The sequence below is a fragment of the Duganella fentianensis genome (assembly GCF_009857835.1).
In the GTDB taxonomy this organism is placed as follows: Bacteria; Pseudomonadota; Gammaproteobacteria; order Burkholderiales; family Burkholderiaceae_D; genus Rugamonas; species Rugamonas fentianensis.
Genome location: NZ_WWCL01000002.1, coordinates 330,824 through 353,488 on the forward strand (window position 1 = coordinate 330,824; position 22,665 = coordinate 353,488).

19 protein-coding genes are annotated in these 22,665 nt (G+C 61.5%); 13 read left to right on the forward strand and 6 right to left on the reverse strand.

Translation table 11 applies throughout. The features are described from left to right. The first annotated feature begins 99 nt into the window (after positions 1-99). From GTP23_RS09330 to GTP23_RS09340, 3 genes are all read left to right on the forward strand, one after another. Entirely contained in the window at positions 100-1,704 is a 1,605-nt protein-coding gene (locus GTP23_RS09330) for an FAD-binding oxidoreductase (protein WP_161034926.1), read from the forward strand. Further along, a complete protein-coding gene (locus GTP23_RS09335) occupies positions 1,701-3,413 on the forward strand; it encodes a glycerol-3-phosphate dehydrogenase/oxidase (RefSeq protein ID WP_161034927.1) in 1,713 nt (570 codons plus the stop codon). The genes GTP23_RS09330 and GTP23_RS09335 overlap by 4 nt, the downstream gene beginning before the upstream one ends. Positions 3,414-3,478: 65 nt before the next feature. Next, the gene (locus tag GTP23_RS09340) at positions 3,479-5,041 is read left to right on the forward strand and encodes an FGGY-family carbohydrate kinase (protein WP_161034928.1); all 1,563 of its coding nucleotides are present in this window, start codon (positions 3,479-3,481) and stop codon (positions 5,039-5,041) included. A gap of 3 nt (positions 5,042-5,044) precedes the next feature. Here the strand turns inward: GTP23_RS09340 and GTP23_RS09345 are convergent, their stop codons facing one another. From GTP23_RS09345 to GTP23_RS09355, 3 genes are all read right to left on the reverse strand, one after another. Next, the gene (locus GTP23_RS09345; protein WP_229256026.1) at positions 5,045-6,412 is read right to left on the reverse strand and encodes a diguanylate cyclase; all 1,368 of its coding nucleotides are present in this window, start codon (positions 6,410-6,412) and stop codon (positions 5,045-5,047) included. 192 nt (positions 6,413-6,604) lie between these two features. Beyond that, on the reverse strand, positions 6,605-7,798 hold the full coding sequence (locus GTP23_RS09350) for an aminotransferase-like domain-containing protein (protein WP_161034929.1): 1,194 nt from the start codon (positions 7,796-7,798) through the stop codon (positions 6,605-6,607). 102 nt (positions 7,799-7,900) lie between these two features. Beyond that, complete coding sequence (locus GTP23_RS09355) at positions 7,901-8,362, reverse strand: RidA family protein (RefSeq protein WP_155435048.1); 462 nt, start codon at positions 8,360-8,362, stop codon at positions 7,901-7,903. A 305-nt stretch (positions 8,363-8,667) separates the two neighbouring features. Here GTP23_RS09355 and GTP23_RS09360 point away from each other — a divergent pair, with 305 nt between their 5' ends. The 3 genes from GTP23_RS09360 to GTP23_RS09370 all read left to right on the forward strand — a co-directional run bounded on the left by GTP23_RS09360 (position 8,668) and on the right by GTP23_RS09370 (position 14,431). Further along, positions 8,668-10,359, forward strand: coding sequence for an aminotransferase-like domain-containing protein (locus GTP23_RS09360; RefSeq protein WP_229256027.1), 1,692 nt, complete (start codon positions 8,668-8,670; stop codon positions 10,357-10,359). Between the two features lie 101 nt (positions 10,360-10,460). After that, positions 10,461-12,380, forward strand: coding sequence for a molecular chaperone HtpG (gene htpG, locus GTP23_RS09365; protein ID WP_161034930.1), 1,920 nt, complete (start codon positions 10,461-10,463; stop codon positions 12,378-12,380). Positions 12,381-12,448: 68 nt separating this feature from the next. Continuing rightward, on the forward strand, positions 12,449-14,431 hold the full coding sequence (locus GTP23_RS09370) for a CocE/NonD family hydrolase (RefSeq protein WP_161034931.1): 1,983 nt from the start codon (positions 12,449-12,451) through the stop codon (positions 14,429-14,431). Positions 14,432-14,468: 37 nt separating this feature from the next. On the opposite strand, the gene GTP23_RS09375 is transcribed toward GTP23_RS09370, so the two are convergent. From GTP23_RS09375 to kynU, 3 genes are all read right to left on the reverse strand, one after another. Then, entirely contained in the window at positions 14,469-15,098 is a 630-nt protein-coding gene (locus GTP23_RS09375) for a CHRD domain-containing protein (protein ID WP_229256028.1), read from the reverse strand. Between the two features lie 85 nt (positions 15,099-15,183). After that, entirely contained in the window at positions 15,184-16,074 is an 891-nt protein-coding gene (kynA, locus tag GTP23_RS09380; RefSeq protein WP_161034932.1) for a tryptophan 2,3-dioxygenase, read from the reverse strand. 12 nt (positions 16,075-16,086) lie between these two features. Then, entirely contained in the window at positions 16,087-17,328 is a 1,242-nt protein-coding gene (gene kynU, locus GTP23_RS09385) for a kynureninase (RefSeq protein ID WP_161034933.1), read from the reverse strand. A gap of 622 nt (positions 17,329-17,950) precedes the next feature. Between kynU and flhD the strand changes: the two genes are divergently transcribed. The 7 genes from flhD to GTP23_RS09420 all read left to right on the forward strand — a co-directional run bounded on the left by flhD (position 17,951) and on the right by GTP23_RS09420 (position 22,647). Beyond that, positions 17,951-18,268: a flagellar transcriptional regulator FlhD gene (gene flhD / locus GTP23_RS09390; protein WP_155435052.1), complete on the forward strand. Its 318-nt coding sequence runs from the start codon at positions 17,951-17,953 to the stop codon at positions 18,266-18,268. Positions 18,269-18,298: 30 nt separating this feature from the next. Further along, on the forward strand, positions 18,299-18,844 hold the full coding sequence (gene flhC / locus GTP23_RS09395; RefSeq protein ID WP_155435053.1) for a flagellar transcriptional regulator FlhC: 546 nt from the start codon (positions 18,299-18,301) through the stop codon (positions 18,842-18,844). A gap of 83 nt (positions 18,845-18,927) precedes the next feature. After that, positions 18,928-19,629 carry a class I SAM-dependent methyltransferase gene (locus GTP23_RS09400; RefSeq protein WP_229256029.1) on the forward strand — a complete coding sequence of 234 codons (702 nt, stop codon included), beginning with the start codon at positions 18,928-18,930 and terminating at the stop codon, positions 19,627-19,629. 132 nt (positions 19,630-19,761) lie between these two features. Beyond that, the gene (motA, locus tag GTP23_RS09405; RefSeq protein WP_155435054.1) at positions 19,762-20,622 is read left to right on the forward strand and encodes a flagellar motor stator protein MotA; all 861 of its coding nucleotides are present in this window, start codon (positions 19,762-19,764) and stop codon (positions 20,620-20,622) included. Between the two features lie 69 nt (positions 20,623-20,691). Continuing rightward, positions 20,692-21,636: a flagellar motor protein MotB gene (gene motB, locus GTP23_RS09410; protein ID WP_161034934.1), complete on the forward strand. Its 945-nt coding sequence runs from the start codon at positions 20,692-20,694 to the stop codon at positions 21,634-21,636. A gap of 33 nt (positions 21,637-21,669) precedes the next feature. Beyond that, entirely contained in the window at positions 21,670-22,218 is a 549-nt protein-coding gene (locus tag GTP23_RS09415) for a chemotaxis protein (RefSeq protein ID WP_202412111.1), read from the forward strand. Between the two features lie 63 nt (positions 22,219-22,281). Further along, on the forward strand, positions 22,282-22,647 hold the full coding sequence (locus GTP23_RS09420) for a response regulator (RefSeq protein WP_161034935.1): 366 nt from the start codon (positions 22,282-22,284) through the stop codon (positions 22,645-22,647). Positions 22,648-22,665 lie beyond the last annotated feature (18 nt).

Below are 22,665 nucleotides of genomic sequence, written 5' to 3' on the forward strand. Positions count from 1 at the left end.
AAAGCGCAATACCGGTATTCCGGCTTCTTTTATTCTCGTGTCATTCAAACTAGGCGCGCCCCAGTATAGCAAGCGCGCCGCTACGCTGACAGGAAAACAATGAGACGCTGGAACGGATGGGGAGACGAGGCAGTAGAGTTTGCGCTGAATGATGAGGCGCTGGCATTTCTGGCGCAGCGCATCGGTGCCGGAACGCCGGTACAGGATGCCACGCTGGAGCAGGCCTGCGCCCGCATCGCGCCCAGCCGCCTGCCGCCTGACGCCAGTGTCGCTGGCCTGATACAGACGGAGGCGGAAGTCCGCCTGCGCAATGCGCTGGGCCAGAGCCTGCCGGACTGGCTGCGCCTGCGCTATGGCGTGATCGAGACGGCGCCTGATGGCGTGGCCTATCCCGAAAGCGGCGACGAGGTGCGCACCTTGCTGGCCTACGCGCAGCGCCACAACGTGGCGCTGATACCACAGGGCGGCGGTACCAGCGTGGTCGGTCATCTGACGGCGCAGGCCGGAGCCCAGCCCGTGCTGACGGTGAACCTGAGCCGCTTGCGCCAGCTACACTATCTCGACACGGAAGCCCAGCTGGCCACCTTCGGCGCCGGCGTGCTGGGGCCCGATCTGGAAGCGCAGTTGCGTGCGCGCGGCTACACGCTGGGCCACTTCCCCCAGTCGTTCGAATACTCCTCGCTGGGCGGCTGGGTGGTGACGCGTTCGTCCGGCCAGCAATCGCTGCGCTATGGCCGTATCGAGCAGCTGTTCCGTGGTGGCGTGGTGGAGACGCCGGCCGGCACGCTGCGGGTACAGACTTTCCCTGCATCGGCCGCCGGCACCGACCTGCGTGAACTGGTACTCGGTTCGGAAGGACGCATGGGCGTGCTGACGGAAGCCACCGTGCGGGTGACGGCGCTGCCTGAATACGAAGCCTTCCATGCCGTGTTCTTCCCCGACTGGCAGGCAGCCGAAACGGCCGTGCGCTTGCTGGCACAGGCGGGGCTGAGCCTCTCCATGCTGCGCCTGTCCAACCCGCTGGAGACTACCACCATGCTGGCGCTGGCGGGCCACAAGCGCCTGATCGGCATGCTGGAGAACTATCTGGCCCTGCGCGGCTGCAAGCAGCAGAAGTGCATGCTGATGCTGGGCGTGAGCGGACAGAAGCGGACTGCCAAAACGGCTTTGCGGGCAGCGCTGGAAATCACCGCGCCGCTGGGCGGCGTGCATATCGGCCGTTACATGGGCGAGAAATGGAAGCAGAACCGCTTCCGCAACGTTTATCTGCGCAACGCTGCGTGGCAGCACGGCTATGCCATCGATACGGTGGAAACGGCGGTGGACTGGACGCGCGTGGGCAGCATGATGCGGACAGTGGAGGCGGCAGCGACGGCGGCACTGGCCCAGTATGGCGAACGGGTACATACCTACACCCATCTGTCGCATCTGTATGCGCAGGGCGCCAGCGTGTACACCACCTTCGTGTTCCGGCTGGCGGGCAACTATGAGCAGGATCTGGCACGCTGGCGCACGCTCAAGCATGCCGTCAGCACTGCCATCGTGTCGCAAGGCGGCACCATTAGTCACCAGCATGGCGTGGGCACCGACCATGCGCCTTATCTGGCAGCCGAGAAGGGCGAGCTGGGATTGTCGGCCATGCAGGCGCTGTTCAGTCACTTCGATCCGCAGCAGATCATGAATCCCGGGAAGCTGCTGCCATGAGCGCCGTCTGGAGCCGGGACGGACGGGCAGCAGTGCCTGCCTTGCTGGCGCAGCCATGGGATGTGATCGTGATTGGCGGCGGCATTACCGGCGCCGGCATTCTGCTGGAGGCGGCGCGGCGCGGACTCAAGGCACTGCTGCTGGAGCAGCGCGATTTCGCCTGGGGCACTTCCAGCCGCTCCTCCAAGCTGGTGCACGGTGGCCTGCGCTATCTGAAGGAAGGCCAGTTAGGCCTGACGCGCGAATCCGTGCATGAACGCGAACATCTGCTGCAGCAGGCTGCGGGGCTGGTGGAGCCGCAGAGCTTCGCCTTCGGCCATTATGCGGGGCGCAAGCCGGGCAAGCTGATGTTCCTGCTAGGGCTGGCCATGTATGACCGGCTGGCTGGCCAGCGTAGCCGCCACTACTACAGCCGTGCGGAGTTTTCCGCGCTGGCACCCAATGTTTCGACCCAGGGACTGCTGGGCGGCATGGTCTACACCGATGCCAAGACGGACGATGCACGGCTGGTGCTGCGCGTGCTGCAGGAAGCGCAGGCGCATGGCGGGGTGGCGCTCAATTACATGGCGGTGCAGGGGCTGCTGCGCGATGGCGAGTCAGGCAGCGGGCACGGTGAAGGGCAGAGCAATGGACAAATAGGCGGAAAAATAGGCGGCGTGCAGGTGTGCGATATGCAGAGCGATGTGCCGCAGGCGGCGCCGTATGCTGTGCGCGCCCGTGTGGTCATCAGCGCAACGGGTGCCTGGGCGGATGGCCTGCGTCTGCAGGCCGGCAAGGCGGCCGCACATCCCGTCGCGGCGGGGCCGCAGGCTGGTACTGCCGCAATGGCGGGGCTGGCACCGCTCAAGCCCAGACTGCGGCCCTTGCGTGGCAGCCATCTGGTGCTGCCGGCATGGCGGCTGCCGCTGGCACAGGCCATCAGCCTGATGCACCCGTATGATGGTCGCCCCGTGTTTGCCTTTCCATGGGAAGGCGTAACGCTGGTGGGCACCACCGACGTCGATCACAAGGACGACATGGCGCACGACGCCAGCATCACGCGTGACGAAGTGGCCTATCTGATGGCCGTGCTGCACGACCAGTTCCCCCAGCTGGCGCTGAGCGAACGCGATGTGATCGCGACCTATGCGGGCGTGCGGCCCGTGATCGATACGGGCAAGGCCGATCCGTCCAAGGAAGGCCGCGACCACGCGCTGTGGCTGGAGCATGGCCTGCTGACGGTCACGGGCGGCAAGCTGACTACTTTCCGCGTGATCGCGCTCGATGCCTTGCGCCGCGCTGCCAGCCTGCTGCCGGACTGGCAGGCCGATCTCGCGCCGCGCCCCGTGTTTGATGCCGCGCCGGCTCCGCTAGCGCATGCGCCGCAACTGCCGGCCGGGATGGCGCACAAGCTGCAGGGGCGTTATGGCGCGCTGACGGCGCAGGTGCTGGCGGCCGCGCAGGAAGGTGAACTGGAACTGATAGGCGGCACGGAAACCTGCTGGGTGCAGCTGCGCTGGGCCGCGCGTTGCGAAGCGGTGCAGCGGCTGGAAGACCTGCTGTTGCGCCGTAGCCGCATCGGCCTGCAGTTGCGTCAGGGCGGGCTGGCCATCATGGCGCGCATCCGCGCCATCTGCCAGCCGGAACTGGGCTGGAGCGACCAGCGCTGGGATGCCGAACAGGCCGCCTATGTGGCATTATGGAACAAGCACTACAGCCTGCCCGCATAAGCACGGGCCGGTCAAAAAAAAGCAGAAGAACGACAATAAAAACGGGAAGAGCGAGACAGAGCACCATGGCAGAGCAATACCTACTTTCTATCGACAATGGCACGCAGAGCGTGCGCGCCTTGCTGTTCGATCTGCAGGGCAAGCTGGTGGCGAAGGCGCAAGTGCATTTGCAGGCCTATTATTCGGAGCACCCGGGCTGGGCCGAGCATGACGCCGACGGCTACTGGCGCGCCGTAGGGCAGGCCTGCCAGCAGCTGTGGCAGAACTGCAGCGTGCCGCGCACTGCCATCAAAGGCGTGGCGGTGACTACCCAGCGCGGCACGGTGGTGAATGTGGACCGCGACGGCAAGGTACTGCGGCCCGCCATTACGTGGCTGGACCAGCGCCGCGTGGGCCTTCAGCCGCCATTAAGCCTGCTGTGGCGCACGGCCTTCAAGCTCACTGGCCTGTCCGGCACCATCGAATACTTCCGCCGCGAAGCGGAGATCAACTGGATCGCCCAGTACCAGCCCGAGGTCTGGCAGCAGACCTATAAATACCTGCTGCTGTCGGGCTTTCTGAACCTCCGCCTGTGCGGCCGCCATGTCGATTCCATCGGTTCGCAGGTGGCCTATCTGCCGTTCGACTACAAGGGACACAAGTGGGCCGGTGCGCGCGACTGGAAATGGGAGGCGCTGAAAATCCGTCCCGACATGCTGCCGGAACTGGTCGCGCCGGGCACCATCATCGGCGCCATCACGGCCGATGCCGCCGCTTTTACCGGCATCCCCGAAGGCACGCCGCTGGTGGCGGCAGCGGCCGACAAGGCCTGCGAAGTGATAGGTGCGGGTGCGCTCGAGCCGCACGTTGCCTGCCTCAGTTACGGCACTACGGCCACCATCAACACCACCAGCCGCAAGTATGTGGAAGTGACGCCGCTGATTCCGCCGTATCCGGCCGCCATCCCCGGCGCCTACAGCACGGAAGTGCAGATCTTCCGCGGCTACTGGATGGTGAACTGGTTCAAGGAGCAGTTCGGCCATCTGGAACAGCTGACGGGGGCCGAGCAGGGGCTGGCGCCGGAATTCATGTTCGACCAGCTGGTGAACGAAGTGCCGCCCGGTTCCATGGGCCTGATGCTGCAGCCTTACTGGAGCCCCGGCATCAAGACCCCGGGGCCGGAAGCCAAGGGCGCGATGATAGGTTTCGGCGATGTGCATACGCGCGCGCACATGTACCGCGCCATACTGGAAGGGCTGGCCTATGCTCTGCGCGAAGGCAAGGAGCGCATCGAGAAGCGCAGCGGCGTGCCCGTGACGGAGCTGCGCGTGGCGGGCGGCGGCTCGCAGAGCGATGCAGCGATGCAGCTGACGGCCGATATCTTCGGCCTGCCGGCGGCGCGGGCGCACATCTATGAGACTTCTGGGCTGGGGGCAGCGATCGCCATCGCGGCGGGGCTGGGACTGCACAAGGACTTCGATACGGCCACGCGGGCCATGACCCGTCCCGGTCGCGTGTTTCAGCCGATTGCCGCCAACCGGCAGATCTACGACCGGCTGTACAAGCGCGTCTACCTGCATATGTACCAGCGGCTGCAGCCCATGTACCAGCAGATCGCCGATATCACCGGCTACCCGGAGCAGGTGTGAGGATTAGCGCAGCGCCAGCGCTTTGATGGCATCCATGGCGCTGCTGTTGCCGCACTGGGTGGCCTGCACCTGATTGCGGCCGTGCTCCTTGGCCACGTACATGGCACGGTCGGCCGCAACGAATAGCGATTCTATGCTGTCCAGATGGCGCGGGTGGGTGGTGGCCACGCCTATGCTCACCGTCAGCCATGGCGAGGTGGCGGAGCGCGGGTGCGGAATCTGCAGGCCTTCGATGCGTGAGCGTATGGCCTCGGCCATCTGCAGGGCAGTGCTGCCGTCCGTTTCCGCAAACAGCAGCACGAATTCCTCGCCGCCGTAGCGGGCCGCCAGATCGGTCTGGCGCAGCGCGTGCGCAGCAATTGCCTGCGCCACCTGCTGCAAACAGGCGTCGCCGGCCGGATGGCCCAGCGTGTCGTTATACAGTTTGAAGTGGTCCACATCGAGCACCACCAGCGAGAGCGGCAGGCCGCTGCGCATGGCGCGCTGCCATTCCTTCTCGATGAAGCCGTCGAAGTGGCGCCGGTTGGCGATCTTGGTCAGCGGGTCTATCATGGCGGCCCGCTGCAGCGCGTCTTCCGACTGCTTGTGGTGGGTGATGTCGTGCAGCAGGCCGACAAACAGGGGCTGGCGCAGCACCATGGGAGTGAGCGTCAGGTCCATGCAGACCGAGCTGCCGTTGCGGTGGCGGATGATCACTTCGCGCGTGCCATGGCTGTGCGCTGCTTCCGGCTCGGCCGAGTAGCGTTTGAAGTAATCGAGGTATTCCTGCGCCACCATGGGGTTGAGCAGTTCCGAGATATTCCGTCCCGCCAGTTCCTGTTCCGTATAGCCCAGATAATTGACGCAGGCCGGATTGGCGAACTGGATGCGGCCATCGGCTTCGATGATCAAGAGACCTTCGGCCATGCTGTTGACGATGGCGCGCAGGCGCTCGGCCTGTTCTTCCTGGGTTTCGCTGCGGCTGCGGATCTGCAGCTGGGTGCGCACGCGGGCGCATACTTCGGCCATGCGCAGCGGTTTGCGGATGTAGTCCACTGCGCCGATATCGAAGCCGGCCACCACATCTTCCGTCTCCGTTTTGGCGCTCATGAAGATCACGGGGATGCGCTGGGTGGACGCATGGCTTTTCAGCTGGCGGCAGGTTTCCAGACCATCCATGCCGGGCATCAGCACATCGAGCAGGATCAGGTCGGGGTGGACGCGGCGGGCAATTTTGAGTGCACGTTCGCCGTTGTTGGCCACAAATGTCTGATATCCCTGTTGCACCATCATGCTCCGCAAGGCGCTCAGATTCTCCGGCGCGTCGTCCACGATGAGGATCGCGGCGTCACGTCGGCTAGCGTGCTGCAGTGGGGTGACTGGGGTGACCAAGGGCTGTCCTGCTATCGAATAGGGGATACGTGCAAAATCATAACGCCTAGCCCAGCGCTTATGGGACAAATAATTAAGTTTTTTTGGGGAAATAAACTTCTGTCACTCTGAAGACGTTTTCAAGCTGTTGTTTTTTTAAAAAAAAGAGCGACCGGAGTCGCTCTTTCGTTTGCTGGCCGATGGCTGGCTGGATTACAGCTTGGCGGCAATCAGCTTGCCGAGGATCTCGATACCGGCCCGGATACGCTCTGGCGGCACCGTCACGAAGGACAGGCGCAGGGTATTGGTTTCCGGTTCGTTGGCGTAGAACGGCGAACCCGGTACGAAGGCCACTTTCTGGGCGATGGCTTCGTCCAGCAGTTTCATCGCGTCGATATGCTTAGGCAGGGTGACCCAGATGAACATGCCGCCTTCCGGCTTGGTCCACTGCACGGCGGACGGGAAGTGCTGCGCCATGGCGTCCAGCATGACCTGGCACTGATCGCCATACAGGGTACGGATTTTCGGGATGTGCTGGTCGAGGAAGCCGTCCTTGATCACGTCGTAGACCACCATCTGGGTCAGCTGCGAGGTGTGCAGGTCGGCGGCCTGTTTGGCCAGTTCCAGACGGCGGACCAGCGGCAGCGGTGCCACCACGTAGCCCAGACGGATGCCGGGAGTCAGTACCTTGGAGAAGGAGCCCATGTAGATCACGCCATCGGGATTCATCGCCACCATCTTCGGTGCCGGTGCGCCCTTGTAGCTCAGAGCACCGTAAGGATCGTCCTCGATCAGCGGCAGGCCCAGACGGGCGCAGGTTTCTACCAGTTCCACGCGGCGTTCCACCGACAGCGAGCGGCCGGTCGGGTTCTGGAAGTTAGGCAGGGCGTACAGCAGGCGCGCGCCGGCCGCCACTTTGTCGAGCGAGGCCGGTACCAGACCGTGTTCGTCGGTTTCCACCGATTTGAATTCAGGACGGTAGACCGAGAAGGCCTGCAGGGCGCCCAGATAGGACGGGGTTTCCACCAGCACGCGGCTGCCTTCGTCGATCAGCACTTTGCCCAGCAGGTCCAGCGCCTGTTGCGAGCCGGAGGTCATCAGCACCTGTTCCGGCACGATTTTCGCGCCATTGGCGGACAGCGAATCGGCGATCCACTGGCGCAGCGGCAGGTAGCCGTCGGTCGGGCCGTATTGCAGGGCCACTTTACCGTTTTCGCTCAGCACCTTGTCGAAGGCCGCTTTCATGGTCTCGACCGGGAAGGTCTGTGGCGAAGGCAGGCCGCCAGCGAAGGAAATGATCTCCGGCTGCTGGGTGATCTTCAGGATTTCGCGAATGAAGGACGATTGCAGCTGTTCGGCGCGTTCCGAGAAGCGCCACTGGATCGGTGCAGGGTTTTCGATTTTCATACTTGTCTCACTAGAGTAAAACCGGCAGGGCCGGTGATGCCATCAGCGCGCTTGTGGCGTGCTTTCTTTAATAGGAACAGCTGCGGGTAAGCAGCCGCCCGCTTACGCGACTTCCGCGATCAATTCGATTTCGACGCAGGCGCCCAGCGGGATTTGTGCAACGCCGAAGGCCGAACGGGCGTGTTTGCCGGCATCGCCGAACACTTCGCCCAGCAGCTCGGAGGCGCCGTTGGTGACCAGATGCTGTTCGGTGAAATCCGCCGTGGAGTTCACCAGACTCATAACTTTAACGATGCGCTTGACGCGGGTCAGGTCGCCGCCGACGGCAGCCTGCAGCGTGCCGATCAGGTCGATGGCGATGGCGCGCGCTGCAGCCTTGCCTTCGGCCGTGTCGATGTTCTTGCCGAGCTGGCCTACCCACACGCTGCCGTCAGCGCGCTTGGCGATGTGACCGGACAGGAACACCAGATTGCCCGTTTGAGCATACATAACATAGGCCGCAGCCGGGGTAGCAGGGGCAGCCAGGGTGATGTCGAGTGCTTTCAGTTTTTCGTAGACAGACATGTGAGTTCCAGATCAATTAAAGTGGGTGGGACAGATTCAAGACCGTTATTGTACGTGTTGTAGCAGGCGCTGCCCACAATTGAGGCAAAATCAAGATAGTCTACGGTTTTCCTGCGGTTTTACCTGCATTTCTCGCCCCGAGCTGCCACTGGTGGCGCTGCCAGTTGCAGAATTCCGTCTCCCGCTCCTGCCGACAGCAGCGCGCCACGCCATATGGACGGCTTTCCATGGTCTTTATGCTACGTGACAAAACCAGTACAGTACAAGTACACTTGCATAGTTAATTTCTGTACTGTGATGGCAAAATGACCAATACACGTAGCCGCCGCTCGCTGCTGGGCGATGCCGCTGCCAATGCTGCCGCTGCCGTGGCGGAAGCGCTGGCGGCCGCCGAAGCCCGTGCGGCACAAGCGGCCAGTGCCCCCACGCACAAGCTGTCCGGCGCTGAAGCTGGCGCAGGGCGGGCGGCGATGGCGGCGGCCAGCCACACGGCGGCCGCTACGGCCAGCGTGGCCGTACCTGCCAGCGTGTTGCGCGCGCGCCGCGCGGCACCGGCCGGTGCTTTGCTGGGCTTGCTGTCGCGCGAGTCGGGCGAAACCCTGATCGACCAGATCGTGCGCTCTGTCGCGGCCCGTATCGATGACCGGCTGCTGCGCGGCGGCGCGCGCATGCCTTCGATCCGCGCCTTTGCTGCAGCCCATGGGGTGTCGCCGTTCACGGTGGTGGCCAGTTATGACCGGCTGGTGGCGACCGGCTATCTGGAATCGCGCCGTGGCGCCGGTTTCTTCGTGCGCGAGCGGGGCGGCATGGCCCGCCATGGCACGGCAGCCAGCCCGTCGCGTCACAGCGGTGGCGGCTTTGAAGTCAAGCCTATCGATGTGGTCTGGCTGGTGCGGAATATGTTCCGCCAGATGCCCCATGCGCAGATGCCGGGCAGCGGCGTGCTGCCGTCCGACTGGCTCGATGGGGCAGCCATCTCGAATGCGCTCAAGGCAGTAAGCCGGCAGAATGCCGGTGTGCTGCTCAGCTACGGCGTGCCGCAAGGCTTTCTGCCGCTGCGCCAGCAGCTGCAGCACAAGCTGGCCGAGCTGGAAATTGCCGCCGCACCGGAACAGCTGGTGACTACGGCCGGTGTGACGCAGGCGCTGGATCTGGTAGCACGTGAATTCGCCCAGCCCGGCGATACGATTTTTGTCGACGATCCTGCATGGTTCCTGATGTTTGGCTCGTTTGCCGCGCTGGGCGCCAAGGTGGTGGGTATTCCGCGCCTTGCCGATGGCCCGGACATTGCCAAACTGGCCGAACTGGCGGCGCTGCACAAGCCCAAGCTCTTCATCATCAACTCGGTGCTGCACAACCCCAGTTCCACTTCGCTGTCGGCGGCCAAGGCGTTTCAGGTACTGCGGCTGGCGGAAGAGCATGATTTCGTCATCGTGGAAGACGATATCTACTGCGATCTGCACCCGGGCAGCGCAGTGCAGCCGGCCACGCGGCTGGCCGCGCTGGACCAGCTGCAGCGCGTGATCTATCTGGGCGGCTTCTCCAAGACCATGGCCGCCAATCTGCGTGTGGGCTTTATTGCCGCGTCGCCCGAGCGGGCCGAAAGGCTGGCCGACCGCAAGATGCTGACCATGCTGACTACCAGCGATATCGGCGAGCGGGTGGTGTACAAGGTGCTGTCGGATGGCACCTTCCGCAAGCACACCGACCGCATGCGTGCCCGCCTCGACGGCCTGCGCGCCAAGACTATCCGCCAGATGGAAAGGGTAGGGCTGAAGGTGGATGTGGCGGCGCCGGCCGGCATGTTCGTCTGGGTCGATGCGGGGCGCGACACCAATGTGCTGGCCGAGCGGGCCATGGCGCAGAACCTCTTGCTGGCACCGGGCAGCCTGTTTTCGCCGGCCCAGCTGCCGTCTACCCGCATGCGCCTGAACGTGGCCGCCATGCAGGACCCGCAAGTGTGGCGCTTCCTCGAAAGCGAGCTGGCACGCTCTTGAAAAGGCGCAGAGCACCCCCATTTAGGGGCAACGGTGCATTAAACGCAATGCAATACACTCCGACATAAGACTATTCACAAGACTATTAGAGGCTTACAAAAATGGCAGATACCGAAAAGCAGACCCTAGGTTTTCAGGCAGAAGTAAAGCAGCTGCTGCAGCTGATGATCCACTCGCTGTACTCGAACAAAGAGATTTTCCTGCGCGAGCTGATTTCCAACGCTTCCGACGCATCGGACAAACTGCGCTTCGAAGCGATCAACAATGATGCGCTGTACGGCAATGACCACGAACTGAAAATCAAGGTCGCTTTTGACAAGGCGGCACGTACCATTACCATTTCCGATAACGGCATCGGCATGAGCCGTGACGAAGCGATCTCCCATCTGGGCACCATCGCCAAATCGGGCACCAAGGAATTCTTCGGCAAGCTGTCCGGCGACCAGCAGCAGGACGCGGCCCTGATCGGCCAGTTCGGCGTGGGCTTCTACTCGGGCTTCATCGTGGCCGACAAGATCACCGTGGAAACCCGCCGTGCCGGCGCGGCTGCCAGCGAAGGCGTGCGCTGGGAATCGGAAGGTCAGGGCGACTACTCGGTCGAGCAGATCGAGAAGACCGGCCGTGGCACCGACATCATCCTGCACCTGCGCGAAGGCGAGGACGAGCTGCTGTCGTCGTGGAAGCTCAAATCCATCATCCGTAAATACTCCGACCACATCTCCCTGCCTATCGTGATGCAGAAGGAAGAGTGGGACGAAGAGAAGAAAGAAACCGTTCTCAAGGACGAACTGGAAACCGTCAATCAGGCCAGCGCCCTGTGGGCCCGCAGCAAGTCCGACATCACGCCGGAACAGTACGACGAGTTCTACAAGCACGTTTCGCACGACTTCCAGGCCCCGCTGACCCATACCCACAACCGCGTGGAAGGCCGCAGCGAATACACCCAGCTGCTGTACATTCCGGCCAAGGCTCCGTTCGACCTGTGGGACCGCAACAAGCGTGGCGGCATCAAGCTGTATGTCAAGCGCGTGTTCATCATGGACGATGCCGAACAGCTGATGCCGACCTATCTGCGCATGGTCAAAGGCGTGATCGACTCGGCCGACCTGCCGCTCAACGTATCGCGTGAAATTCTGCAGGAATCGCGCGACGTGAAAGTGATCCGCGATGGCTCGACCAAGCGCGTGATCGGCATGCTGGAAGAACTGGCCAATGCCGACGAGCAGGAGAAGAAGGACAAATACACCACCTTCTGGACCGAGTTCGGTCAGGTGCTGAAAGAAGGTATCGGCGAAGACGCCACCAACAAGGACCGTCTGGCCAAGCTGCTGCGCTTTGCTTCGACCGCCAATGAGGGCGACGAACAGAATGTCTCGTTCGAGCAGTACCTCGCCCGCGCCAAAGAAGGTCAGGACAAGATCTACTACGTCACGGCCGATAACTATGTGGCGGCGAAAAACAGCCCGCATCTGGAAATCTTCCGCAAGAAAGGCGTGGAAGTGCTGCTGCTGACCGACCGCGTGGATGAATGGATGCTGTCCTTCCTGACCGAGTTCGAAGGCAAGGAACTGGTTTCCGTGGCCAAGGGCGGTCTGGATCTGGGCGCGCTGGAAGACGAGGCGGAGAAGAAGGAACACGAGGAAACGGAAAGCTCGTACAAGGATCTGGTCGGCAAGATGAAAGAAGCTCTGAGCGACAAGGCCAAAGACGTGCGCGTGACTTTCCGTCTGACCGATTCGCCAGCCTGTCTGGTGGCGGACGAGCATGAACTGTCGGGCAACCTGCTGCGCATGCTGAAAGCAGCGGGCCAGAATGCACCGGAGTCCAAGCCTATTCTGGAAATCAACCCTAACCACCCGCTGGTGACGCGTCTGAAGTATCAGGATGCCGGTACGGCCTTTAACGACTGGGCCAACATCCTGTTCGATCAGGCCTTGCTGGCCGAAGGCGGTTCGCTCAGCGATCCGGCCACCTTCGTCAAGCGCCTCAATGAAATGCTGCTGAACGGCGCTGCCAAGTAACAGCATGCATTGGTTCCTGCCGGAGTGTGCTATGTTTGCGCATCTGCAAGCATACCTCCGGGGGAACCATGTCTCGATACACAGTGGCGCTGGCCAGCGCCCTGATACTGCTTGCGCCTGTGGTACAGGCGCAGCTCGCACCGGCTGCTGCCACAGCCCCCCTGTATCCCGCACTGCCTAGCGAAACGCCGGAAGAATTCCACGCGCCTGTTGACGGTTTCGACTACGTCAAACGCGCCGTGATGATCCCCATGCGCGATGGCGTCAAACTCCATACCGTCATCATCGTGCCCCGTGGCGCCAGCCGTGCGCCCATGCTGCTGACCCGCACGCCGTATAACGCTGCCGAACTGACCGCCCATGCGGAAAGCTCGCAACTGGAAAACATCCTGCAGGGCTATGACAATGCAGCCGATGTGGTGGTGCAGGGCGGCTATATCCGCGTGATGCAGGATGTGCGCGGCAAGCATGGCTCGGAAGGCGATTATGTGATGAACCGGCCGCTGGCTGGTTCGACCTTCAACCCGACCCCGGTCGATCATTCCACCGATACCTGGGACACCATAGAGTGGCTCACGCAAAACGTCCCGGAAAGTAACGGCAAGGTAGGCATCATCGGCATTTCCTACGATGGCTATCTGCCGCTGATGGCGCTGGTCCAACCCCATCCGGCGCTGAAGGCGGCCGTGCCCATGAATCCCATGGTGGATGGCTGGCGCGGCGATGACTGGTTCCACAACGGCGCCTTCCGTCAGGTGAATCTGGCCTACATCCTCGAACAGGTGGCCACGCGCCGCAGCGAGGCCAAGTGGTATAGCAGCCATTACGACGATTACGATACTTTTCTGCGCGCCGGCTCGGCGGGTGAGCTGGCGCGCCAGCGCGGCATGGAGCAGGTGGGCTTCTGGCGCAAGCTGAGCAGCCATCCGGCCTACGATAATTTCTGGAGCGGGCAGGCGATGGACCAGCTACTGGCGCGCCAGCCCGTGAAAGTGCCGACCATGCTGGTGCATAGCTGGTGGGATGCGGAAGATATCTATGGCGCGCTGGCCGTGTACAAAGCCGTCAAGCCGCTGGACCGCGATAATCAGGTGTATCTGGTGATGGGACCGTGGAACCATGGCGGCGCCATCGATGACGGCAGCAAGCTCGGTGCGCTGCACTTCGGCAGCGACACGGCACTGCACTTCCGGCAGGAGATATTGCGGCCCTTCCTCGATCATTACCTCAAGGACGAAGCGCCCGCGCTGACTATCGCTGCCGTCTCGGCGTTCGAGACTGGCAGTAACAAGTGGCGCGCACTGAACCGCTGGCCCAGCGGCTGCAATAGCGGCTGCAGCAGCACGCCGGGCGCGCTCAGGCTGGGGGCCGGCAGCAAGCTGACCCTGAGCCGCGCAGCCGGCGTAGTGCCCACTACGCCGGCTGCGTCCTCAGCCTACGACGAATATGTGTCCGACCCTGCCAAGCCCGTGCCATACCGCGCCCGTCCCATCATGGCGGTGGGCTACGATGAAGCGAAAGGGCAGACGTGGCCGCGCTGGCTGGTGGACGACCAGCGCGAAGCATCGGGTAGGCCCGATGTGCTCAGCTACACCAGCGAAGTGCTGACGGCACCCGTCAAGATCAGCGGCGAACCGATCGCCCATCTGCTGGCTGCGACTAGCGGCACGGATGCGGACTGGGTGGTGAAGCTGATCGACGTCTATCCTGATCAGGTGGCGGCGCAGCCGGAGATGGGCGGCTACCAGCTGATGGTTGCCGCCGACATCTTCCGTGGCCGCTACCGCGAATCGCTGGCGCAGGCCAGAGCGCTGCTGCCCGATACGCCGCTGGCCTACCGCTTTGCGCTGCCTGCAGCTAACCACGTGTTCCTGCCGGGGCACCGCATCATGGTGCAGATCCAGTCCAGCTGGTTCCCCCTGTACGACCGTAATCCGCAAACGTTTGTGCCGAATATCTTCTTCGCCCAGCCTGCGGATTATCGTAAAGCCACCCAGCGCATCTACCACGACAGCTATATCGAGCTGCCGCTAATTACCAGCAAGCGCTAGGCTGGCCGCCCGCTGCCCGTCACTGGCGGCACTCGGCTCAGGCGCGCCGGCGCCGGCGTGCCACCAGCAAGACGGCCGGTAGGCCCAGCCCCAGCATGGCAATGCTGGCAGGCTCCGGCACGGCTGGCGCCTGCTGCAGGAAGCCGCGGATTTCCCCTTGCGGATAGAGCGTGCTATGGATATTGAAATAGGCCGTACCGCTATCGAGCCCCATGGCGAAGGCCGATTCCGCGCCGGCAGTGGTGCCGCCGTGGCTGGCAATGAAGGCGGGATTCCATGTGCTGCTGAGCGAGGTGTCGAACACATGGCTGTAGGCGCCCGAATGTTCACCGAGCGGGAAGCCGGGTAGTGTAGGCAGTTCCGTCATCACGGGTGCGGTACCGCTGCCGGCCATGCTGGTGCAGCAATGGATGTGGGCCGCAGTGCTGTCGCCCAGCAGGCCGCCGAAAGCCGTATCGATTTCCAGCATATGGGTAGAGGCATCGAAGCGCACCACGGTAGCGCCTATGGCGGTGGAGGCATTGGGCGGCGCTTCCTGCGCTCCCGTCAGGATGGCTGTGTAGTTGCTGGCAGCGGCCTGCGCTGCCGGCATGGCGGCAGCCAGTCCGATGAGCAGGCCGGCAGCTGCCGCCAGCTGGGCCCAGCGGTAGTGCAATATAGGCTTCATCTTGTTCCTCCTCGCGTGACGGGTTAAAGGTCTAGCTTAGAGTAGGGCACAGCGGGCGAGTTCCCGCTGCAGCCGAAATGAAGACTTACAGCTCCGTGCGCAGGGCGAACAGTTCGGGGAACAGCACCACATCGAGCATCTTGCGCAGATAGCTGGCGCCGGCCGTGCCGCCCGTGCCCGTCTTGAAGCCGATGATGCGTTCCACCGTATTGAGGTGGCGGAAGCGCCAGAAACGGAACGCCGTTTCCAGATCCACCAGCTTCTCGGCCAGTTCGTACAGCGCCCAGTAGCGCTGGGTGTCGCCGTACACGGTCAGCCAGGCCTGTTTGACCGACTCGTCGGCACGGGTAGGCTGGGTCCAGTCGCCGTTCAGGCGTTCCGGCGCGATAGGCAGGCCGTTACGTGCCAGCAGTTTGATGGCTTCGTCGTACACGGAAGGTGCGTGCAATGCCTGTTCCAGCACGGCGTAGGTGTCGCTGTGGCTGGCGTGGACGCTGAGCAGGGCAGGGTTCTTGTTCCCCAGGATGAACTCGATCTCGCGGTACTGGTAGGACTGGAAGCCCGAGGAGGCGCCCAGATATGGACGGATGGCCGTGTATTCAGGCGGCGTCATGGTGGCCAGCACATCCCAGGCATGCACCAGCTGGTCCATTATGCGGGCCACGCGGGCCAGCATCTTGAAGGCCGGCGGCAGATCGTCGGCTTGCAGGTGGGTGCGCACGGCATGCATTTCGTGCAGCATCAGCTTCATCCACAGTTCGCTGGTCTGGTGCTGCACGATGAACAGCATTTCGTTATGGTTGGGCGAAAGCGGGTGCTGGGCCGTGAGAATCTGGTTCAGGCCCAGATAGTCGCCGTAGCTCATATCCTTGCTGAAATCCATCTGGGCGCCGTGCCACTGGGCGTCGCCAGCCGGTGCAGCGGCAGGCGCTGCATGCATAGGGCAGCCGCTGGCTGCTGCTTTATTGTCGGTCATAGTGTTCTCGTTTCAGGTGACGGCGTCGCGTCGGGCATGGATATCGTAGGCCTGTTTATCCAGAATGTCGCACAGGATGTCGACCGCATCCCAGACATCGGTAAAGCTGGTGTACAGCGGCGTAAAGCCGAAACGCATGATGGCCGGTTCGCGGTAGTCGCCGATCACGCCACGGGCGATCAGGGCTGCCATCACGGCATAACCGTGCGGGTGGGTGAAGCTGACCTGGCTGCCGCGGCGCGCATGCTCGCGCGGCGTGACCAGCCCCAGCGGATGGGCGGCGCAGCGCTGCTCCACCAGCGCGATGAACAGGTCGGTCAGGGCCAGCGATTTGGCGCGCAGGGCGGCCATGCTGGTCTGGTCATAGATATCCAGCCCGCATTCCACCAGTGCCAGCGAGACGATGGGCTGGGTGCCGCACAGGGCACGGGCGATGCCCTCGGCCGGCGCAAAGGCGGGCGCCATGGCGAACGGTGCCGCATGGCCCCACCAGCCCGACAGCGGCTGCTGGAACTGGGCCTGATGGCGCTCGGGCACCCAGATGAAGGCGGGCGCACCGGGGCCGCCATTCAGATACTTATAGGTGCAGCCGACGGCCAGATCGGCGCCATCGGCATGCAGATCAACGGGTACGGCGCCGGCCGAGTGGGCCAGATCCCAGATGATCAGGGCGCCAGCTGCATGGGCGAGGGCGCTGGTGGCACGCATATCGTGCTGGTAGCCCGTGCGGTAGTTCACATGGGTCAGCATGACGACGGCGGTTTCCTGATTGATGGCGCCAGCCAGCTCGGCCACATCGTCGATCAGGTGCAGGCGGTAGCCCCGCTCCAGCCAGCGGCTCAGCCCTTCGGCCATATAGATGTCGGTAGGGAAGTTGGAGCGTTCCGTGATAATCACGCGGCGCTGCGGCTGGCCTGCCTGCATCTGCACGGCGGCGGCCAGCGCCTTGAACAGATTGACGGAGGTGGTATCGGTCACCACCACTTCGCCGTCGCGCGCGCCGATCAGGGGGGCCAGCCGGTTGCCCAGCCGCTTGGGCAGGTCGAACCAGCCTGCCGTATTCCAGCTGCGGATCAGATCATGGCCCCATTCCCGGGCGATCACCTGCTGGGCACGGGGCAGGGCAGCGCGCGGGCGGGCGCCGAGAGAGTTGCCATCCAGATAAATTACTCCTTCAGGCAGATCGAACTGGGCCCGTAATGGCGCGAGCGGATCCTGCGCGTCGCGTTCGAGGCAAGCATTGCGAGTTGTCATTTTGTAACTTTCTTGCGATGAGGACGATACTTTAGGCTTCAATAAATTGCCAAGGATGCCAGTGTAACAGGTTAAAAGTGCTTTTTTATGCCCTCCGCATAGGCTGGATCGAGGCCAGAAACGGGCTGGAACCCGCATGTTTCCTAGCTTCGAAAATTTTTTTAAAAATTTTTCGATTTTTTTCAAAAAAACCCTAAAGTTCCCCCAAACCCTGCCGTTACCCTTTTCATGATGAGCAGAAATGGGTCATCAGGCAGCTGGAGCGAGTAGGTAAAAAGAAACGAAAAAAATTTAAAAATTTTTCGCGAAAACCCTAAAGTTCCCAAAAAAGCTGCCGTAACAGGGTTAGATGTAGCAAAAAAGAGTCGCTAGAAACGTAGTTTTTATTTCAGGGCAGGACTTTTTTTGAAGATCGAAAACCGCAATTTTCCTACGCTGCAAGGGCGTAGATGAGTGATCGGCGAGTGTTTGTAAGACAAACACCGACTGGTCGCGTTCGTCATTTCCTGGAAAAAAATACGGAGTTTGTCCACTACTCCGTTTTTTGTTGCTCACGCAGAATGTATCTCACTGGAAACGCAAATGTGTTTCCGCAGTGCAGATAACGGACGAGGAGAAGGAAATGACCGCTAACGATATGATGGCTGAAATTCGCGACGCCAACCTGAGCTACCTGATGCTGGCCCAGCAAATGATCCGCGCTGATAAAGTCACCGCAATCTTCCGCCTGGGTATCGCTGCCGAGATCGCCGACCTGATCGAAGGCATGAGCAACGCACAGATTCTGAAACTGGCAGGCGGCAACATGATGCTGGCCCGCTTCCGCTTCGATGACAGCGCCATCCTGTCGATGCTGACCAATTACAATAAAGACCGCGTACTGGCCCAGTCGCACGCCGCCATCCTGATGGCCGGCCAGCCAGTTGAAGAAATCGCGTAATTACAGACTTTTTGCAGCGGAGCCCAGATCATGAGCAAGAAAAGCGTCGTATCGGAAGCCCAGGAAATTCAGCTGGCCATCGAACTGATCCAACTGGGTGCACGTCTGCAATTGCTGGAGTCGGAAGTGTCGCTGTCGCGCGAACGCCTGCTCAAGCTGTATAAAGAACTGCGTGGTGTATCGCCACCGAAAGGCATGCTGCCTTTCTCGACGGACTGGTTCCTGACCTGGCAGCCGAATATCCATTCCTCGCTGTTCATGAACATCCACAAGTTCCTGACCGAACATGCAGGCGCCACCGGCATCGAAGCCGTGATGAAAGCCTACAAGCTGTATCTGGAACAGATGCCGCCGGAACCGGGCGAAGAGCCGCTGCTGTCGCTGACGCGCGCCTGGACGCTGGTCCGTTTCTTCAGCAGCAAAATGCTGGAACTGGCCCCTTGTGGCAAATGCCAGGGTAAATTCGTGGTCAACAGCATGGATCTGCACGGCAGCTATGTCTGCGGCCTGTGCCACATGCCTTCGCGTGCCGGCAAGACCAAGAAAGCCCGCGACGCCGACCAGCTGGCCGCGTGACGCCCGCCACACCTCCGACTTCCTATCTGCAGCGCGTAGGGCGGGCTCCCGCCATACGCGCTTTGCTTATTCAGTGCGTCAGCATGCCGCTGACTCTGCTGACCATCTATTTATTGGCACGCCTGCATTTTCCCCTGAACGAATACAGTGCCGTCCTGCTGCAGGGCGGCTGGGCCGGTCTGCTGACCTGGCGGCTGGGCCTGGCGCGCTGGTGGCGCTGGATACAGCTACTGTTTCCTGCCGCGCTGATGCTGGCGCTGGCCCTGCAGTTGCCATCCTGGCTATTCTTGCTGGCATTTCTGCTGTCGCTGGGCTGGTACTGGTCCACCTTTCGCACGCAAGTGCCTTACTATCCTTCCACGCCTGAAATCTGGGATGCTGTACGTCAAGTTTTACCGGCCGATCAGCCTTTGCGCATGATAGACATAGGTAGCGGCCTGGGCGGGCTGGTCATGTATCTGGCCCGCCAGCGTCCGCAAGTCGAGTGCGTGGGCATAGAGCTGGCACCGCTGCCATGGCTGTACAGCCGGCTGCGCGCCTTGCTGAGCGGCAGTCGCGCACGCTTTATATTAGGCGATTACGAGAAACTTGATTTTGCACAATTTCAGCTGGTATTCGCCTATCTGTCGCCGGCCGCCATGACGGCCCTGTGGCGCAAGTGCTCGGCTGAGATGCAGCCGGGCAGTATGCTGCTTAGCTACGAATTTGCTATCGACGGTCAGCCAGCCGATCAGACCATCTACGCCACAGAGACCGGCAAGCCACTTTACATATGGTACTTTTAAGCATCATTTAGCGTTATTCTCTTGCCCGCGCCCCTAGAGACGAGTTATTGTAGTTCTATATGTAAATTTTTCTGAAATCGGCCGCCACATTGCTGCGCACACTGCCGGTTTCACTCTAGGGAGGCGGGGCACTTGTTAGTCATTATTGGTTATGTAGTGGTATGCGTGGGCGTGTTCGGTGGCTATGCCATGTCCGGCGGTCACCTTGCTGCGCTGTTCCAGCCACTGGAACTGGTCATGATCGGCGGCGGTGCCGTCGGTGCATTCATGGTCGGTAACACGCCCAAGGCTCTGAAAGCCACGGTGGCAGCACTGCCGACCGTCCTCAAAGGCTCGCCTTATACTAAAGACCTGTATATGGAGCTGATGTCGCTGCTGTTCGACGTCCTGTCCAAAGTTCGTAAAGAAGGCCTGATGTCGATCGAGGGCGATATCGAAAATCCCGAGCAGAGCCCGGTCTTCAGCAAATACCCCAGCGTGCTGGCGGATCACCACATCGTCGAATTCATGACGGACTACCTGCGCCTTATGGTGTCGGGCAATATGGACGCCATGCAGATCGAAAATCTGATGGACATGGAACTGGAAACCCACCACCACGAAGGTGCGGTGCCGGCCCATGCGATTGCCAAACTGGGCGACGGTATGCCGGCGTTCGGTATCGTGGCGGCGGTGATGGGGGTGGTGCACACCATGGAATCGGTGGGTATGCCGCCGGCCGAACTGGGTATTCTGATTGCCCACGCGCTGGTCGGTACCTTCCTCGGTATTCTGCTGGCTTACGGTTTCGTCGGTCCGCTGTCCGGCCTGCTGGAGCAGAAGCTGGACGAATCGAGCAAGATGTTCCAGTGCGTCAAAGTGACGCTGCTGGCCAGCCTGAATGGCTATGCGCCTGCGCTGGCAGTGGAATTCGGCCGTAAAGTGCTGTATTCGACCGAGCGTCCGACCTTCGCCGAGCTGGAGGATCACATCAAGAAATCGAAATCCAAGTGAGTGGCGGCTTGAGCATGGCTGGGACTGGCGTACTGGATGTAATGGGTGCTTACGGGGTGAGGAGCTGTCATGGCTGAAGAAGGCTTACGGCCCATTGTTATCAAGCGTATCAAGAAGCATGCGGGCGGCCACCATGGCGGCGCCTGGAAGATTGCCTATGCCGACTTCGTGACGGCGATGATGGCCTTCTTCCTGCTGATGTGGCTGCTTGGCTCGACTGCCAAGGGCGATCTGGCCGGGATTTCCGAGTATTTCAAGCAGCCATTGAAGGTGGCGATGTCGGGCGGTAGCGCGGCCGGTGACAGTTCTTCCGTCATCAAGGGCGGCGGCAAGGATATTACGCGGCAGGATGGTCAGGTAAAAGCCAGCAACGATCAGGACGCGACCAAGAAGGTTAGCCTGCAGCAGGCCAAGGCGGCGCTGGAAGCGGAAGAGAGCACCCGGTTGCAGTCGCTGAAGGAAAAGATCGAGAACAAGATCGAAGCCAATCCGCTGCTGAAGAAGTACAAGGATCAGCTGCTGCTCGATATTACCAGCGAAGGTTTGCGCATCCAGATCGTCGACGAGCAGAACCGGCCCATGTTTGCCTCGGCCAAGGCCGATCTGCAGCCGTACACGCGCGAGATCCTGCACGAAATTGGCTTCGTACTCAATGATGTTCCGAACAAGATTGGCCTGTCCGGTCATACGGATTCGACACCATTTCTGAGTGTCAACGGTTATAGTAACTGGGAACTCTCCTCTGACCGGGCGAATGCCTCGCGTCGCGAGCTGATCGCCGGTGGCATGGCCGATAGCAAGGTGTTGCGCGTCGTCGGACTGGCTTCAGCCAACAATCTCGATAAAGCTGATCCGTTCAATCCGATCAACCGCCGGATCAGCATACTGGTGATGAATAAACGTACCGAGGAAAGCGTGCTACGCGATGGCGTGCGCCAGATCGAAGTCGGGGCGGAGGAAGAAGCGGCCGCTGCAGCGCCACCAGCGCGCGGTGTTCCCCCGGTACGCAAATAGGCGCCGCCGGGATAGCGCATCAAAGAGACAGTTATGACGAGAAAAAAGATACTGGGTTCGCATGTCAAACGCCTCATGTCGGGCGTTGCTGACCATGGGCGCCAGCATTTGACGGAAGTGGAGACGGATCTGATCCAGACCGGCCTGCTGCTGGAAGAAGCCATCGAAAAATTGTCCTTCAATTTCATGGCCATCCACAAAGCGGTCGAAGCGGAACAGGCCACCATCGCCCAGCTGCTGGCGGGCGGCGAGATCAGCGCAGAGCAACGCACCCAGCTGGCGGCGTTGCAGGGACAGGTAGGCGGCTATGTGAATGCCGCCATTACCAGCTTGCAGTTCCAGGATATGACCAGCCAGCTGCTAGACCGTACCCTCAAACGTGTTACGGGCTTGCGCGAATTCCTGAGTACCATGAGTGCGCACGGTGCCGAAATGCTGCCCGATAGCGATAACGAAGAGATCGTCGACCTGCTCGGCAAAGTCAGCATGGCGCTGGCCGTCCAGAGTCTGGAACTGCGCAGCGTGCTGCGCAAGGCGGTCAGCCAGCAGCATCTGGAGAGCGGCGACATCGAACTGTTCTGAACGCCGCCCCTGAATATGAATCAACCGGACTACGGGTCCGAACCTTAATGAGTGAGAAGAGAAATGGCCAAGACGATACTTGCAGTTGATGATTCCAGTTCCCTGCGCCAGATGGTGGCCTTCAGCCTGAAGGCGGCTGGCTATCAGGTGGTGGAAGCCGTGGACGGCCAGGACGGACTGGACAAGGCCAAGCAGCAAACCGTGGATCTGGTGCTGACTGACCAGAACATGCCGCGCATGGACGGCCTGCAGCTGATCAAGCTGCTGCGCGAGCTGCCTGCTTACCAGAAAACCCCGATTCTGATGCTGACCACGGAATCGTCGGATGAAATGAAATCCAAAGGCCGTGCGGCCGGTGCCAACGGCTGGCTGGTCAAGCCGTTCGACCCGCAACGGCTGATCGAGGTAGTGAAGAAGGTCATAGGCTGATCCCGCGCAGGCAATCAT

Bases quoted from the DNA above. Each gene is read 5' to 3' on its own strand.
- GTP23_RS09330 (WP_161034926.1), top strand. From the start codon at position 100: ATGAGACGCTGGAACGGATGGGGAGACGAGGCAGTAGAGTTTGCGCTG.
- GTP23_RS09335 (WP_161034927.1), top strand. From the start codon at position 1,701: ATGAGCGCCGTCTGGAGCCGGGACGGACGGGCAGCAGTGCCTGCCTTG.
- GTP23_RS09340 (WP_161034928.1), top strand. From the start codon at position 3,479: ATGGCAGAGCAATACCTACTTTCTATCGACAATGGCACGCAGAGCGTG.
- GTP23_RS09350 (WP_161034929.1), bottom strand. From the start codon at position 7,798: ATGAAAATCGAAAACCCTGCACCGATCCAGTGGCGCTTCTCGGAACGC.
- GTP23_RS09355 (WP_155435048.1), bottom strand. From the start codon at position 8,362: ATGTCTGTCTACGAAAAACTGAAAGCACTCGACATCACCCTGGCTGCC.
- GTP23_RS09360 (WP_229256027.1), top strand. From the start codon at position 8,668: ATGACCAATACACGTAGCCGCCGCTCGCTGCTGGGCGATGCCGCTGCC.
- htpG (WP_161034930.1), top strand. From the start codon at position 10,461: ATGGCAGATACCGAAAAGCAGACCCTAGGTTTTCAGGCAGAAGTAAAG.
- GTP23_RS09370 (WP_161034931.1), top strand. From the start codon at position 12,449: ATGTCTCGATACACAGTGGCGCTGGCCAGCGCCCTGATACTGCTTGCG.
- GTP23_RS09375 (WP_229256028.1), bottom strand. From the start codon at position 15,098: ATGAAGCCTATATTGCACTACCGCTGGGCCCAGCTGGCGGCAGCTGCC.
- kynA (WP_161034932.1), bottom strand. From the start codon at position 16,074: ATGACCGACAATAAAGCAGCAGCCAGCGGCTGCCCTATGCATGCAGCG.
- kynU (WP_161034933.1), bottom strand. From the start codon at position 17,328: ATGACAACTCGCAATGCTTGCCTCGAACGCGACGCGCAGGATCCGCTC.
- flhD (WP_155435052.1), top strand. From the start codon at position 17,951: ATGACCGCTAACGATATGATGGCTGAAATTCGCGACGCCAACCTGAGC.
- flhC (WP_155435053.1), top strand. From the start codon at position 18,299: ATGAGCAAGAAAAGCGTCGTATCGGAAGCCCAGGAAATTCAGCTGGCC.
- GTP23_RS09400 (WP_229256029.1), top strand. From the start codon at position 18,928: ATGCCGCTGACTCTGCTGACCATCTATTTATTGGCACGCCTGCATTTT.
- motB (WP_161034934.1), top strand. From the start codon at position 20,692: ATGGCTGAAGAAGGCTTACGGCCCATTGTTATCAAGCGTATCAAGAAG.
- GTP23_RS09415 (WP_202412111.1), top strand. From the start codon at position 21,670: ATGACGAGAAAAAAGATACTGGGTTCGCATGTCAAACGCCTCATGTCG.
- GTP23_RS09420 (WP_161034935.1), top strand. From the start codon at position 22,282: ATGGCCAAGACGATACTTGCAGTTGATGATTCCAGTTCCCTGCGCCAG.